This window comes from Pseudomonas sp. CCNWLW23, assembly GCF_037095675.1.
Lineage (GTDB): Bacteria > Pseudomonadota > Gammaproteobacteria > Pseudomonadales > Pseudomonadaceae > Aquipseudomonas > Aquipseudomonas atacamensis.
Genome location: NZ_JBAWKM010000016.1, coordinates 99,656 through 113,143, shown reverse-complemented (window position 1 = coordinate 113,143; position 13,488 = coordinate 99,656). Strand labels below are relative to the sequence as shown.

Annotated in this window: 15 protein-coding genes; 8 read left to right on the top strand and 7 right to left on the bottom strand. The window is 61.2% G+C overall.

The genetic code is table 11. The features are described 5' to 3' along the window. Window positions 1–53 precede the first annotated feature (53 nt). The 3 genes from V8J63_RS19855 to V8J63_RS19845 form a co-directional block, all read right to left on the bottom strand. Complete coding sequence (locus V8J63_RS19855; RefSeq protein ID WP_336464529.1) at window positions 54–1,031, bottom strand: FecR family protein; 978 nt, start codon at window positions 1,029–1,031, stop codon at window positions 54–56. Window positions 1,032–1,071: 40 nt separating this feature from the next. Further along, window positions 1,072–1,563 (bottom strand): sigma-70 family RNA polymerase sigma factor, encoded by a 492-nt coding sequence (locus V8J63_RS19850; RefSeq protein WP_336464528.1) that lies wholly within the window; start codon window positions 1,561–1,563, stop codon window positions 1,072–1,074. A 252-nt stretch (window positions 1,564–1,815) separates the two neighbouring features. Then, window positions 1,816–2,256, bottom strand: coding sequence for a carboxymuconolactone decarboxylase family protein (locus V8J63_RS19845; protein ID WP_016775423.1), 441 nt, complete (start codon window positions 2,254–2,256; stop codon window positions 1,816–1,818). 189 nt (window positions 2,257–2,445) lie between these two features. On the opposite strand from V8J63_RS19845, the gene V8J63_RS19840 reads away from it, so the two are divergent. After that, window positions 2,446–2,781 (top strand): hypothetical protein, encoded by a 336-nt coding sequence (locus tag V8J63_RS19840; protein ID WP_016775424.1) that lies wholly within the window; start codon window positions 2,446–2,448, stop codon window positions 2,779–2,781. Window positions 2,782–2,940: 159 nt separating this feature from the next. Here the strand turns inward: V8J63_RS19840 and V8J63_RS19835 are convergent, their stop codons facing one another. The 3 genes from V8J63_RS19835 to V8J63_RS19825 all read right to left on the bottom strand — a co-directional run bounded on the left by V8J63_RS19835 (window position 2,941) and on the right by V8J63_RS19825 (window position 6,176). Further along, window positions 2,941–4,509: a sensor domain-containing diguanylate cyclase gene (locus V8J63_RS19835; RefSeq protein WP_336464527.1), complete on the bottom strand. Its 1,569-nt coding sequence runs from the start codon at window positions 4,507–4,509 to the stop codon at window positions 2,941–2,943. A gap of 174 nt (window positions 4,510–4,683) precedes the next feature. Next, window positions 4,684–5,457 (bottom strand): aldolase, encoded by a 774-nt coding sequence (locus V8J63_RS19830; RefSeq protein ID WP_336464526.1) that lies wholly within the window; start codon window positions 5,455–5,457, stop codon window positions 4,684–4,686. A gap of 11 nt (window positions 5,458–5,468) precedes the next feature. After that, a complete protein-coding gene (locus V8J63_RS19825) occupies window positions 5,469–6,176 on the bottom strand; it encodes a haloacid dehalogenase type II (protein WP_336464525.1) in 708 nt (235 codons plus the stop codon). Between the two features lie 109 nt (window positions 6,177–6,285). Here V8J63_RS19825 and V8J63_RS19820 point away from each other — a divergent pair, with 109 nt between their 5' ends. Continuing rightward, window positions 6,286–7,143, top strand: coding sequence for a LysR substrate-binding domain-containing protein (locus tag V8J63_RS19820; protein WP_024013590.1), 858 nt, complete (start codon window positions 6,286–6,288; stop codon window positions 7,141–7,143). Window positions 7,144–7,320: 177 nt separating this feature from the next. Here V8J63_RS19820 and V8J63_RS19815 read toward each other — a convergent pair whose 3' ends face one another. Next, a complete protein-coding gene (locus V8J63_RS19815) occupies window positions 7,321–7,989 on the bottom strand; it encodes a ribonuclease T2 family protein (protein ID WP_130887502.1) in 669 nt (222 codons plus the stop codon). 164 nt (window positions 7,990–8,153) lie between these two features. On the opposite strand from V8J63_RS19815, the gene V8J63_RS19810 reads away from it, so the two are divergent. From V8J63_RS19810 to V8J63_RS19785, 6 genes are all read left to right on the top strand, one after another. After that, window positions 8,154–8,624 carry a hypothetical protein gene (locus V8J63_RS19810; protein ID WP_071173016.1) on the top strand — a complete coding sequence of 157 codons (471 nt, stop codon included), beginning with the start codon at window positions 8,154–8,156 and terminating at the stop codon, window positions 8,622–8,624. A 102-nt stretch (window positions 8,625–8,726) separates the two neighbouring features. Beyond that, window positions 8,727–10,424, top strand: coding sequence for a copper resistance system multicopper oxidase (locus tag V8J63_RS19805; RefSeq protein ID WP_336464524.1), 1,698 nt, complete (start codon window positions 8,727–8,729; stop codon window positions 10,422–10,424). Window positions 10,425–10,435: 11 nt separating this feature from the next. Further along, window positions 10,436–11,305: a copper resistance protein B gene (locus V8J63_RS19800; protein ID WP_130887504.1), complete on the top strand. Its 870-nt coding sequence runs from the start codon at window positions 10,436–10,438 to the stop codon at window positions 11,303–11,305. A 32-nt stretch (window positions 11,306–11,337) separates the two neighbouring features. Then, window positions 11,338–11,712, top strand: coding sequence for a copper homeostasis periplasmic binding protein CopC (gene copC / locus V8J63_RS19795; RefSeq protein ID WP_056791417.1), 375 nt, complete (start codon window positions 11,338–11,340; stop codon window positions 11,710–11,712). 3 nt (window positions 11,713–11,715) lie between these two features. Further along, a complete protein-coding gene (gene copD / locus V8J63_RS19790; RefSeq protein WP_336464523.1) occupies window positions 11,716–12,585 on the top strand; it encodes a copper homeostasis membrane protein CopD in 870 nt (289 codons plus the stop codon). Between the two features lie 57 nt (window positions 12,586–12,642). Beyond that, entirely contained in the window at window positions 12,643–13,428 is a 786-nt protein-coding gene (locus tag V8J63_RS19785; protein WP_336464522.1) for a transporter substrate-binding domain-containing protein, read from the top strand. Window positions 13,429–13,488 lie beyond the last annotated feature (60 nt).

Here is a 13,488-nt window from a genome sequence, read left to right as displayed (position 1 = left end):
CAAACCAGTTGCAGTTGAACAGGAAGACGATGAACTGAAAAAAAACCTGAATGCTATCTGGAAATTATTTCCTGACTGCCATCGGCAAGGGTGCGCACCGTCACCGGCAGGATGCTCGGCAAGGCTTTGAGCAAGGCGTCGGTGTCGTCGGATTTGAACACGCTGGTCAGGCGCAGGCTGGCCACGTTCGGCTGGGATACGGTCAGCGGTTTGTCGCGATAGCGCGATACTTCCGCCGCTACTTCGCCGAGGCTGGCGTTGTTGAACACCAGTTTGCCGTTACGCCATGCGGTCAGTTCCGCCGGGTTGACCGCGTAGGCCGGCAGGACCTTGCCCTGGGCATCGACCGCCGTGCCGAGGCCTGCGGTGAGGTTGATGAATTGGTTGTCCGGGGCAGCACTTCCCTGCACCTTCACCGTGCCCTGCTCCACCGCCACGCGGGTCTGCGTGGCATCGCGGCGCACATCGAAACGCGTACCGGTGACTGTGACCTTGCCGCTGCCGGCTTCGACAATAAACGGACGCGAGGCGTCGTGTTCAACACTGAACATCGCCTCGCCCGCGCTCAATTCGATCAGCCGTCGATCCTTCTCATAACGCACCTGCAAGCGGCTGCGACTGTTCAGATCGATTACAGAACCGTCCGGCAACGCCACATGCTTGCGCTCGCCCGGCGCCGTGGCGAATTCAGCGCGGTAAGCGCCCGGATGATTCAAACCACTGAACAGGCCAAGCCCCAGCGCCACGGCCAGAACACTCGCGGCCACGGCATAACGCAGCAACGGCCGACGTTCGCGGCGGGGAGTTTGCGCAAGCGCCTGAAGACGCGACGTCGGCAGCAGATCAGCCGCCGTCCACAAGCCTTGCAGCAACTGGAATTCTTCACGGTGCTGCGGATGCTCGTTCAGCCAGGCGTCGAAGCGCTGCCGTTGCTCGACGCTGACATTCGGCTCCTGCAGACGCACGAACCAGGCCGCCGCCTCTTCCCGGACCGCCGTTTGCCCACAGGCGCAATCACCCGTTTCCATCATGGAATGTCCTGTCCGGCTGAGAATGAAAAGGTGCGAACGCTCATGACTGCAAGCCATCCAGTCGCTCACGCAGATGCCGCAGGGTGCGGATCATATACTTTTCGACCATGTTCTTGGACAGCCCCAGGCGTTCGGCGATTTCTGCCTGCGTCAGGCCTTCGATCTTCTGCCAGACAAAGATCTTGCGGCAGTTGAGCGGCAGCTCGGTGAGCGCGCGTTCGATGGAATCGGCCAACTGGATCGCGCGCATGTAATGCTCCGGATCGCCCGCCGACGACGCAGTGTCCTCGACCGCCTCCGACTCCATGACGCCCCGGCGGTCCTCCCGCCGATAACCATCGACCGCGATATTGCGCGCGGTCTGATGCAGATACGCGCGGGGCTGCTGCACCGCCGCCGAATCTGCCTCGAGCACCCGCACAAAGGTGTCGTGCGCCAGATCCTCGGCCTGCGCGCGATTGCGCAGGCGCCGAGTCCAGGTGCCGATCAACTCTTCGTAATGCTCGAAAAAGCCGGATCTGCGGGAGCGCATGGGGGATGGGCGGCGTGGTGAGAAAGGGGCGTGAATAGTAATGCTTCGTATTAATACAAAGCAATGCACGCTGTGATGGTGTTCTTGATGCGCAAGGTGCAACCACCGACGACGCCGAGCTCCGATGGGCATTGAGCAGGTCCCTGTGGGAGCGAGCCTGCTCGCGAATGCGGTATGTCAGCAACGATGATGGTGACTGACACGTCGCCTTCGCGAGCAGGCTCGCTCCCACAAAGGAAAAGCGTGAATGCCTCAGGCCTGCGGCAGTTTGCGGAAGCCCACCGCCAGGCGATTCCAGCCGTTGATGGTGTTGATCGCCACTGTCAGGTCAACCAGTTCCTTCGGCGAAAATTGCGCAGCGACGACTTCATAGTCTTCGTCCGGCGCGTGGGTCAGGCTCAGTTGTGTCAGCGACTCGGTCCACAGCAGCGCGGCACGCTCACGCTCGCTGAAGAACGGCGCTTCCCGCCATGCCGTTACGGCGAACAGGCGGCGTGGGGTTTCGCCGTCCTTGATCGCGTCGGCGGTGTGCATGTCGATGCAGAATGCGCAGCCGTTGATTTGCGAAGAGCGCAGCTTGACCAGTTCGAGCAGGCTCTTTTCCAGCGACAGTTTCGAGACGGCATTTTCCAGCGCCATCATCGCTTTCATGGCATCAGGGGAAGCGGTGTAGAAATCGGCACGAGGTTGCATGGTGGGCTCCGGGGTAGCGATTGAATGTGTGGCTACGTTAGTCCCCGGGGGTGGTTCGGCAAATAGCCAATATTGCAGAAGAACGGTAGGCCACTTGGCGCGGCGACTGACCGCTCGTCACTCGACGGGCACCAAGGTTTCAGTGCGCAAGACCAATATCAGGTAATCCCCTTTATCAGGAGACGTACCATGATGACGCGCAAATTCACTTCGTTATTGTTGGCCGGCCTGCTCGCCACGGCGTCCGCCGCCAGCTTCGCTGCCAATGACAGCACCGATGCGACGGGCACCAAGTCCGGCGGCGCCAGCAGCTCGACCATGCCGCCAGACAACACCCCGGGCTCGCCATCGGGTGGCAGCGGTTCTGGCGGAACCAATAACGGCACCGGCACCGGTACTGGCTCGGGAATGGGCACCGGTACGGGCACCAATGGCGGCGCCAGCGGTTCGGGTTCCGGCGCGGGCGGTGGCACCGGCTCGGCCGGCGGCGGCACGGGTGGTGCGGGCGGTGGCACGGGCGGCTGAACGAACAAGAGCCATCCCAGATAGTCCTGCATACATCAGGACTCAATGTGGGAGCGAGCCTGCTCGCGAAAGCGGTCTGTCAGCCAACCTTGATGCAAGCTGACACACCGATTCGCGAGCAGGCTCGCTCCCACTTCTGATTTCTGTTGATTGAAAGAATCAGCGATCCGAACGCATCAGCTCGGCAAAACCCTCTTCAGCTGTAAACACCGCCGCGCGATTGCGCCCGGCATTTTTCGCCTGATACAGCGCCGCGTCCGCGCGCTGGATAAACACTTGCGGGCTGTCGTTGCCGTGCGGAATAAACGCATAACAGCCCAGGCTCACGGTGAGATAACCGGTCGGCGAGCCGCTGTGGATGATGTGCTTGTCGATCACGCTACGGCGAATCTGCCCGGCTATCGCCAGCGCGCCGTTGATGTCGGTGTCCGGCAGCAGCACGGCAAATTCTTCGCCGCCGTAACGTACCGCCAGATCCGACTTGCGCTGGCAGCAGGCCTTCACCACTCGCGCCACCTGCGCCAGGCATTGATCGCCGGCGACATGGCCGTAAGCATCGTTGTAACGCTTGAAGAAATCGATATCGAGCATGATCAGGCTGACCGGGCTGACCTGGCGTGCGCCCCGGGCAAATTCAATGTCCAGCGAGCGCTCGAACAAGCGCCGATTGGCCAACCCGGTCAGGCTGTCGTGGGTGGCGATCTGCTCCAGCGCCAGTTGCGCCTTGCGCAGGTTTTTCTCGATACGTTCGCCATCGCGCACCTGATGAATGAACACCCAGCCGAACAGGCCAACCCCGAGAATCACCAGCGCGACAATCACGCTGGACTGAAATGCGCGGTCATACCAGCCCTGCAGAATCGTGTCTTGCGACGTCGCAGCAGAGACCACGAGCGGGTACGAGGCGAGCTGTCTATAGCCGTACAAGCGGGTCACGCCGTCGACCACGGAGTTGAGCATCGCGGTGCCAGCGTTAGCATTCGGCAGCAGGGTTTGATAGATCTCGCCGTGGGCCACCGAGGTATTGATCAACGACTCATCAAAGGGCCGTCGCGCCAGCAAGGTGCCGTCGGTCAGCGCCAGAAACATGATGCCGCTGTCATCGAGGCTGAAGCTTTTGAAGAACTGATCGAAGTACGACATGCGGATGCCAGCCATCAGCACGCCCTGAAAATTGCCGAGCTGGTCGTTCACGCGTCTGGAAATCGGGATGATCCATTCGCCGTTTTCGCGGCTGCGAATCGCCGGGCCGATGTGCGCAACGGTCGACGCATTCTGCTGATGGAACTTGAAATAGTCGCGATCGGACACGCCATTGCCACGAGGCAGATCGGCAAACGAGGTGATGATCCACTGCCCTTCGCGATCGAAGAGAAAGATGCCGTGCAACTGATCGAGCTGCTGCGCGCGGCGGGCGAAAATCCGCTGTAACCGGGGTTGCTGCGCCGTCCCGTAACCATCGTCCTGAATCCAGTCGACCAGGCTGGTCATCACCAGATCCGCTGCCCGCACGGTGTCCTCGGCCTGCTGCGCCATGGCCCGGGTCAGGTTGCCCGAGGCCATTTTCGCCACCGCCAGATCCTGACGCCGCGACTGCTCCAATTGCAGGTACAGCAGACCGCACAGGCACAGGCTCACCGCAACGATAAACAGCACCGCCGCTTTGCGAAGCGGCAACCGTTTGAGCGTGCCGGGGGCCTGATGCGGATCGTGAATGGGGATTGGCAAAAGCATGTCCTGGGCAGGTACGACAGGGGCGCGAGCCCGAAACCCTTGTATGTGTGAGCGTAGCCCACCGGGATGTACCGGGCAAACGCCCGCCTCCCGCCCAGTTATCGGCGCGTCGCGAGTTTGGATGATCGCTTTTCGTCGATTTATTTACGATTGCTTCTTTACGGTTAATCAGTTGTGCAGGGCCAGCCGCCGCATCGCGCTGGTCAGGTGCTCGCGGGCACTTTGCGCATCGCCTTCACGCATCTGTTCATAGGCGCGCTGCGCAATCGCATGAGGCACCGGTTTCAATTCGCGCTGAGTGGCCATCGCCAGCAGTTGCACCTGCGCGGCGCGTTCCAGGTAATACAGATCGTCCCAGGCTTCGGCAATGGTCGGCGCGGCGACAATCACCCCGTGGTTTTTCAGAAAGAGAATGTCGGCGTCGCCCATGACGCTGGCGATGCGGTCGCCTTCGGATGCGTCCAGTGCGAGGCCGTTGTAATCCTCGTCCACCGCCGTCCGTCCGTAGAACTTCAGCGCGGTCTGCCCCAGCCACAGCAGCGGCGGGCCTTGCAACAGGCACAACGCGGTGGCGTGCGGCATGTGCGTATGGAAGGCGACTTTTACCCGTGGCAGTTGTTTGTGCAGGCGCGCGTGGATGTAGAACGCGGTCGCTTCGGGCTCGCCATCGCCATCGACCACATTGCCGACGAAGTCGCAGACCAGCAGATTCTGCGCTGTCACTTCCGAAAAAGCGTAGCCGTATGGATTGACCAGAAACAGATCATCATGCCCCGGCAGCATCGCCGAAAAGTGATTGCAGATGCCTTCCTCCAGACCATGCAACGCGGCCAGTTGAAAGAACGCAGCGAGTTCGTTGCGGGCGGTGATGATCGCCTCGGTGTCCAGGTGCAGCGTTGCGCTTGGTCTGGCTTTGCCAGTGCCGCTCAAGATATGAGCCATGGCAATTCTCCTTAGGTCCAGCCGAGGGATTTGAACAGCGGCAGCACTTGATCGAGGCTGGAGAGGATCGCGTCGGGGCGATAGTCCGGCAATAACTGACGACCCGTGCCGCGATCGATCCACACGCATCGAAAGCCCATGTCCCGCGCCGCCGTGTGATCGAGCATGGGGCTGGCGCAGATGTGCACCACTTCATCCCGGGACACGCCCAATTGCTCATGAGCGTAGTCGAACAGGCGCGGCGCCGGTTTGTAGGCACCGGCCTGTTGCGCGGTGATCACCCGGTCGATATGGCCGCCGAGCTGCGCAACGTTGCCGGCAATGATGTCGTCGTCGGTGTTGGAGACGATGCACAGCTTGAAGTCCAAGGCTTTGAGCAGCGCGAGGGTGTCGACCACTTCGGCAAATGGCGGCATGTTCGGGATGGCCGCCGCCAGACGCTGACTGTCCTCGGACTGGCTCGGCAAGCCCAACTGTGCCAGCGCCAGTTGCAGGCCGAGGGTGCTCAGTTCCCGAAAGGAACGGTGCGGCGGTGTTTGTTCGAGACGATGCTCGTGACGGTCGTAGACTTCGATCAGCTTAGCGGCGTCGACTGCGTGCTCGCCCTTGTCGCTGAGCATTTTCTCGACCACGGCTTTCAGTCCTTCATCCCACTGAATCAGCGTGCCGTAGCAATCGAAGGTCAGCCAGTGCGGGCGCGGCGTGTTGTTCAAAGTCATCGGTCGATTCCTCCAAAGTGAGGATTTCAGCTTATGAGCGTGCGGTGATAGTGTGAAATTAAATAAATCCGCTATCGTCATTCGCAAATCCACTATCAGGAACGCCGCCATGCTGGATCTGGAATTGCTGAAAACCTTTGTCTGCGTAGTCGACGAAGGCAGCTTCACCCGCGCCGCCGAACGTGTGCACCGCACGCAATCGACGGTCAGCCAGCAGGTGCGCAAACTCGAAGATCTGGTCGGCCACCCGCTACTCCTGCGCGACCGCACCGGAGTGAACGTCGCGGTCACCGAACACGGCGAACTGCTGATCCACTATGCGCGCCGGTTACTGGCGCTCTCCGCCGAAGCCACGCAAGCGCTGGCCAGTGACGTCGACCTTGAAGTGCTGCGCATCGGCATGCCGGAAGACTTCGACGCCCGGCGCATGGCACTGATCCTCGCCGGTTTCACCCGCAACCATCCGCAAGCGCGCCTGGAAACCATCAGCGGCATGAGCCTCGACCTGCGCCAACGCCTCGACGCCGGCGACATCGACATTGCCCTGATCAAACGCGAACCCGACAGCGGCCCGGCATGGGCTACCTGGCCGGAGCGGCTGGTGTGGGTCAAAGGCGCTGAGGTCAACACCTGCGACGGTGTGCTGCCGCTGGCGCTGTTTCCGCAGGGCTGCCTGTACCGGCAACGGGCGATTCGCCTGCTCGATGTGGCGCAGCGACCGTGGCGAGTGGCGTTCGGCAGCCACAGCCTGACCGGGATCCAAGCGGCGGTGGCGTCCGGGTTGGGGGTTTCGGTGCTGCCGGTTTCGGCGCTATTGCCAGAGCATGAGGTGTGTACTGATCTGCCAGAGTTGGCGCCGACGGAACTGGCGCTGGTCAGCCGCGAGGGAGTGTTGAGTGGGATGCAGCGGGGGTTGGTGGAGTTTTTGCGTGGGGAATTGGGGGTGGATGCGGGGGGATATGCCTGAATCCCCCGAGGATCTTTATTCGGGTTTGTTGATTTCGCGGAGCAGGTCGGCGGTGGGGATGTTCATGGTGTTTGAGTAGTAGCGTGGTTCGTATTCATATTCACATTTCCAAATCCTCAGGCCAAAAAAACAGGCGCTCACGGGAGCGCCTGTTTTCCCTGGCTCATTACGGATGGTTCACCGTACCGGCGGCACCCGAATATCCCCCGCCCGGCACTGCGTCTTCACCCCTTTGCCACACGCGCCGAACTGCAAATCCTTGTCCATGCACACCCGCACTTCCGACAGCTGCGGGCCGCTGCAAACCACCGCAATTCCATCTTCGGGAATGCCCGGATTGGCCTTGCGAAACAGATCGACAATTTCCTGCGCTTCGAAGTAGTACGACGTCGAGCCGAACGGCTGTAACGCCTGCGGAATCTTCACTGCGCCGAGGGCCTGATCGGACTTGTCCAGATAGCCCTCCGCGCCGAGACCGCTGCAGGTACCGTGCTTGGACCATTCGTGATCAAGGAGTTTTTTCGTCGGGTACATCGTCAGGCCCTTGCTGGTTTCTGCCGCCGATAGCCTGGTCAGCGGTGGGCAGGATTCTGGCCAGCCGCCCTTGGCGTATTGCGGCCACAAACCGTGCAGGACAAAACCATAACCCTTGCCGGTGCACTGCGCGTCGTCCTTGTGCGACAGACAAAAAGTCGGCGACCAGGACAGCGCCAGCAGGTAGTAGTCGAACACCCCCGCCACCGATTCCGCCTGCGCTTTGTTCGACGCCGGCTGACGCGCCGAACTCATGCCGATGCTACCGGCCGTCAGCGCGATCAGCGCCAGAATTGTAAACAGCTTTTTCATTGACCCGTTCCTTGGGACGCCTGCGTCCGTGGTTTTCGTTGTTGGCCAGGCTTGGCCAGTGCTGATTTCGACACGCTTGTATTGCAAGCGCATGACGCAAGGCAAGGCCCTGCGCCGTGCAAAGGTCTACGCTGAACAGGCAGACATCCAACAAGGGAACCGACATGAGTAAAGCAGACGAACTCGCCGCCAGACTCAAGCAGACACGGCATACCCAGGCTGATGCGGCGCTGGAAATCGATTGCTGGCCTGCTCAGGTGTACGACTTGTACCACCGCATCGAAGCCTGGCTACAGCCAGTCACCGAAGTAGGACTGAAGATTCGGCGCAATCCTACGCACGTTTGCGAAAGTTCGCCGGACGGCGAAAGCCACGACTACGCCATCGACCAGTTGGTGATCGAAGCGAACAATCACAGTCTGATTTTCGATCCGATTGCGCGGTTCACCGAGGACGGTTGCGGACGTGTCGAGATCAAGGTGCCGGGGCGCGATCAGTCGTTGCTGCGCACGGTTGACGAGCATGGCGAAAGCCATTGGTGGTTGCAGACTATCGAGACCGGCCAGGAGCTGGATGCGATCGCGCTGACGGAAAACAATCTGCTGCAGGTGGTGCAGCAAGGGTTAAGCCTGTAAGCCGCCCGGGTTAACTGACAAAACTGTAATGTTTGCCTCAGCCAACTGAAAGCCGGGGCTGGCTAGTCTCTCTGTCATGAGCCAGACGGGGATTTCCAGCGCATGCCTTCCATTCTCACAAGACGCACTTTTGTCAAAGGCCTGGCCACCGGTAGCTTGCTCGGTGGCCTCGGGCTCTGGCGGACACCGGTCTGGGCGCTGAACGGCGCCGCGCCCGTCAACGAACTGAGCGGCAACGAATTCGAGTTGTTCATCGGCGAAACTCCGGTCAATTTCACGGGTTCGGCACGCACAGCGATGACCATCAACGGCAGCCTGCCCGGCCCGCTGTTGCGCTGGCGCGAAGGCGATGCCGTGACGCTGCGGGTGCGAAACCGGCTCACCGCCGACACCTCGATTCACTGGCACGGCATTCTGCTGCCGGCGAACATGGACGGCGTGCCGGGCCTGAGTTTCCACGGCATTGAACCGGGCGGCGTGTACGTTTACCAGTTCAAGGTTCGGCAACACGGCACCTACTGGTATCACAGCCATTCCGGGTTACAGGAGCAGGCCGGCGTCTACGGGCCGCTGGTCATCGAGGCCAAGGAGCCAGAGCCCTTCCAGTACGATCGCGACTACGTGGTGATGCTCAGCGACTGGACCGACGAAGACCCGGCCAGACTGATGAAGACGCTGAAAAAACAGTCCGACTACTACAACTTCCACAAACGCACCGTCGGCGACTTTATCAACGATGTCGGTGAGAAAGGCTGGGGCGCCACGGTTGCCGATCGCACGATGTGGGCGCAAATGAACATGAACCCCACCGACATCGCCGACGTCAGTGGCGCCACGTACACCTTTTTGATCAACGGCCAGGCCCCCGATGACAACTTCACCTGGCTGTTCCGTCCCGGCGAAAAACTGCGCCTGCGCCTGATCAACGGCTCGGCCATGACCTATTTCGATGTGCGTATTCCGGGATTGAAAATGACAGTGGTGGCTGCCGATGGCCTGCACGTCAAACCGGTCAGCGTCGATGAACTGCGCATTGCCGTGGCCGAGACCTATGACGTGATCGTTGAACCTGAAACCGAGGCCTACACCCTCTTCGCTCAGGCGATGGATCGCAGCGGTTACGCCCGTGGCACTCTCGCCACACGCCCCGGCATGTCGGCAGCAGTGCCGGCGCTGGATCCGCGTCCGTTGGTGAGCATGGACGACATGGGCATGGGCGGCATGGACCACGGCAGCATGGACATGAGTGCCATGGATCACTCCGCCATGGGCCCGATGCAAGCCCATCCCGACAGTGAAAACAACAATCCGCTGGTGGACATGCAGGCCATGATCACCGCGCCAAAGCTCGACGACCCCGGCCTCGGCCTGCGCAACAACGGCCGCCGAGTGCTGACCTACGCCGACCTGCGCAGCGCCTTCGAGGACCCGGACGGCCGCGATCCGGGCCGCACCATAGAACTGCACCTGACCGGCCACATGGAGAAATTCGCCTGGTCGTTCAACGGCATCAAATTCTCCGATGCCGAGCCTCTACGGCTGAAATACGGCGAGCGCATCCGCCTGGTGCTGGTCAACGACACCATGATGACCCACCCGATCCACCTGCACGGGATGTGGAGCGATCTGGAGGACGAAAACGGCAACTTTCAGGTGCGCAAACACACCATCGACATGCCGCCCGGCAGCCGCCGCAGCTATCGCGTCACCGCCGACGCCCTCGGCCGCTGGGCCTATCACTGTCATCTGCTTTATCACATGGAAACGGGCATGTTCCGCGAAGTGCGGGTGGAAGAATGAAGAGGTCCATCATGACTCGACTCAGCGTGTTCTCGCTGATGCTCGCCGGCACCTCTGCCATGGCTGCCGACGCCATGCACGGCATGGACCACAGCCAGATGCCCGGGATGGATCATTCGGCAATGCAAAGCATGGACGACGGCATGATGCAGCCCGCCGCGCCCAGCGAAAGCCGCACGCCGATTGCGCCCGTGACCGACGCCGACCGCGCTGCGGTGTTCACCAGCCCCGGCGGTCATCAGGTGCATGACAGCGTTATAAACAGCTACTTTCTTGCCGACAAACTCGAATGGCAGAACGCCGATGACGGCAGCGCTTTGGCCTGGGATCTGTCCGGCTGGATCGGCGGGGATACCGATCGGCTGTGGCTGCGCTCTGAAGGCGAGCGCAACAACGGCAAGACTGAAGACGCGGAAATTCAAGCGCTATGGGGCCACGCGATTTCACCCTGGTGGGACGTGGTCAGCGGCGTGCGTCAGGACTTCAAACCCGGCGCACCGCAAACCTGGGCCGCGTTCGGCGTGCAAGGCATGGCGCTGTACAACTTCGAGGCCGAAGCCACGGCTTTCCTCGGCGAGGGCGGCCAGAGTGCGGTACGCCTGGAGGGCGACTACGACATCCTGCTGACCAATCGACTGATCCTGCAGCCGACCGCAGAACTCAACATCTACGGCAAAAACGATCCGCAGCGAGGCATCGGCTCAGGGTTGTCCAATACCGAGGTAGGCCTGCGGTTGCGCTATGAAATCCGCCGCGAATTCGCGCCTTATATCGGCGTGACGTGGAATCGCACTTACGGCAACACCGCCGACTACGCCCGCGAAGAAGACGAGGATCGCAGTGAGGCGCGCCTGGTCCTCGGGGTCAGGCTGTGGTTCTGAATTCTTCTACAAAAACAAACCGGAGACCTTGCATGCGCACATTGACCCTGCCCCTGATATTCGCCAGCGGATTACTCCTGAGCACCCTCGCCCAGGCCCACCCGAAACTGCTTTCGTCAACGCCGGCCGAAGGCGCGGAAGGCGCCGCGCCGGGCAGGATCGAGCTGCATTTTTCCGAGAACCTGGTCACGCAGTTCTCCGGGGCCAAACTGGTAATGACCGAAATGGGTGGCATGGCTCACTCGCCGATGCCGATGAAAGCCAAGGTCAGCGCCAGCAGCGATCCGAAAACCATGCTGATCACCCCGCTCGCCCCGCTGCCTGCCGGCACCTATCAGGTGCAGTGGCGCGCGGTGTCCGCCGACACGCACCCGATCACCGGTAACGTCACGTTCAAAGTGAAGTGAACAATGGCGGACCTGCTCAACATCATCCTGCGGTTCGCCTTGTATGTGGATTTGCTGCTGTTGTTCGGGCTGGCGTTGTTTGGCTTGTACAGCTTCAACGCGCTGCTGCGGTTCCGTCCGTTGTTGCGGGGCATGGCGGTGACAGGGGCATTGCTGTCAGTGGCCGGGCTAGTGTTGATGACCCGCGCCATGAGTGGCGAAACCCAGCTCGCGGCGTTGTGGCCGCACCTGCAGATGATGCTGCTGGAAACGGACGTCGGCCTGGCGTGCGCGCTGCGGATGACAGCGCTGGCCATCGTAGTGATCCGGCCCGGTCTATGGCCAGCGTCGTTGGCAGGCGCCATTGCCCTCGCTTCGCTGGCATGGAGCGGGCACGGAGCGATGGACGAAGGATGGCTGCGGTTCTGGCACTTTCTCAGCGACATCTTGCACTTGCTTGCGGCGGGAGCGTGGTTGGGTGCCTTGCTGGCGCTGGTGTTGATGGTGAGCGGGCGGATCGGTGATACACGCCTTCGCTTGATCGCCGATGCAGTGAAACGCTTCGAATGGGTGGGCGCGTTGATCGTGCTGACGGTGTCGGTCACCGGCGTGATGAATTATCTTTTCATCGTCGGCCCAAGGCTCGACGGAGTGCTGTTCGGGACCTACGGGCAGCTGCTGACGATCAAGGTGCTAGCGTTTGCCGTGATGCTGGTGCTGGCTGCGTTGAACCGCTTTCATCTTGGACCGTCACTGCAACAATCGCTGCGCGACGGCCAGTACCTCATCGCCGCGAAAGCGCTGCGACGCAGTGTGGTGATGGAGCTGGCCCTTGCCCTGCTGATCGTGGCGCTGGTGGCGTGGCTGGGCACATTGAGTCCGGACCCGGGATGACACCCGTGGAAGGCTTTCACTACACTGGGCCACCTTCCCTTTCAGAAGCCGATCTCAATGACAACACTAAAAAGCACGATGATCCTCGGCGGCCTGCTGACCCTGGCGACTGGCGCTTACGCCGACCCGGCCTCGTCCCACCTCGACAGCATTCAGCAACAAGGCCAGTTGCGCGTCTGCACAACCGGCGACTACAAGCCCTACACCTTCAAGCGCAGCGACGGCGACTTCGAAGGCATCGACATCAGCATGGCCCGCTCCCTGGCCGACAGCCTCGGCGTCAAGGTGCAATGGGTGCAGACCACCTGGAAAACCCTGATGCCTGACATGCAGGCCGGCAAATGCGACATCGGCATGGGCGGCATCTCGGTCACACTGGAACGGCAGAAAAAAGCCTACTTCAGCAACACCCTCGACACCGACGGCAAGATCCCGCTGGTGCGCTGCGCCGACCAGTCCAAATACCAGACCATCGACCAGATCAACCAGCCCAACGTGCGCCTGGTGGAACCGGCCGGCGGCACCAACGAAGCCTTCGTCCACGCCTTCCTGCCCAAAGCGCAACTGGCCCTGCACGACAACGTGACGATCTTCCAGCAACTGCTCGACAACAAAGCCGACGTGATGATCACCGACGCCTCGGAAGCGCTGTATCAGCAGAAACTCAAACCGGGGTTGTGCGCTGTGAATCCGCATAAGTACATGCAGTACGGGGAGAAGGCTTACCTGCTGCCACGCGACGACATCAGCTGGAAACTGTATGTCGATCAGTGGCTGCATTTGAGCAAGGTCACTGGCAAGTATCAGCAGACGTTGAGTGAGTGGATAGCGGTGCCGCAGTAAGCCACTGAACCCGGCCACCGCGCGCGTTTAGGGAACGGTTCGCTCAATGCACGCGGTGTC

What these genes read in the sequence shown, in the direction of transcription:
- V8J63_RS19810 (WP_071173016.1), top strand. Translation starts at nt 8,154, where the DNA reads ATGAGTAAAGCAGACGAACTCGCCGCCAGACTCAAGCAGACACGGCAT.
- V8J63_RS19855 (WP_336464529.1), bottom strand. Translation starts at nt 1,031, where the DNA reads ATGATGGAAACGGGTGATTGCGCCTGTGGGCAAACGGCGGTCCGGGAA.
- V8J63_RS19815 (WP_130887502.1), bottom strand. Translation starts at nt 7,989, where the DNA reads ATGAAAAAGCTGTTTACAATTCTGGCGCTGATCGCGCTGACGGCCGGT.
- V8J63_RS19800 (WP_130887504.1), top strand. Translation starts at nt 10,436, where the DNA reads ATGACTCGACTCAGCGTGTTCTCGCTGATGCTCGCCGGCACCTCTGCC.
- V8J63_RS19805 (WP_336464524.1), top strand. Translation starts at nt 8,727, where the DNA reads ATGCCTTCCATTCTCACAAGACGCACTTTTGTCAAAGGCCTGGCCACC.
- copD (WP_336464523.1), top strand. Translation starts at nt 11,716, where the DNA reads ATGGCGGACCTGCTCAACATCATCCTGCGGTTCGCCTTGTATGTGGAT.
- V8J63_RS19785 (WP_336464522.1), top strand. Translation starts at nt 12,643, where the DNA reads ATGACAACACTAAAAAGCACGATGATCCTCGGCGGCCTGCTGACCCTG.
- V8J63_RS19820 (WP_024013590.1), top strand. Translation starts at nt 6,286, where the DNA reads ATGCTGGATCTGGAATTGCTGAAAACCTTTGTCTGCGTAGTCGACGAA.
- V8J63_RS19825 (WP_336464525.1), bottom strand. Translation starts at nt 6,176, where the DNA reads ATGACTTTGAACAACACGCCGCGCCCGCACTGGCTGACCTTCGATTGC.
- V8J63_RS19850 (WP_336464528.1), bottom strand. Translation starts at nt 1,563, where the DNA reads ATGCGCTCCCGCAGATCCGGCTTTTTCGAGCATTACGAAGAGTTGATC.
- V8J63_RS19830 (WP_336464526.1), bottom strand. Translation starts at nt 5,457, where the DNA reads ATGGCTCATATCTTGAGCGGCACTGGCAAAGCCAGACCAAGCGCAACG.
- copC (WP_056791417.1), top strand. Translation starts at nt 11,338, where the DNA reads ATGCGCACATTGACCCTGCCCCTGATATTCGCCAGCGGATTACTCCTG.
- V8J63_RS19845 (WP_016775423.1), bottom strand. Translation starts at nt 2,256, where the DNA reads ATGCAACCTCGTGCCGATTTCTACACCGCTTCCCCTGATGCCATGAAA.
- V8J63_RS19840 (WP_016775424.1), top strand. Translation starts at nt 2,446, where the DNA reads ATGATGACGCGCAAATTCACTTCGTTATTGTTGGCCGGCCTGCTCGCC.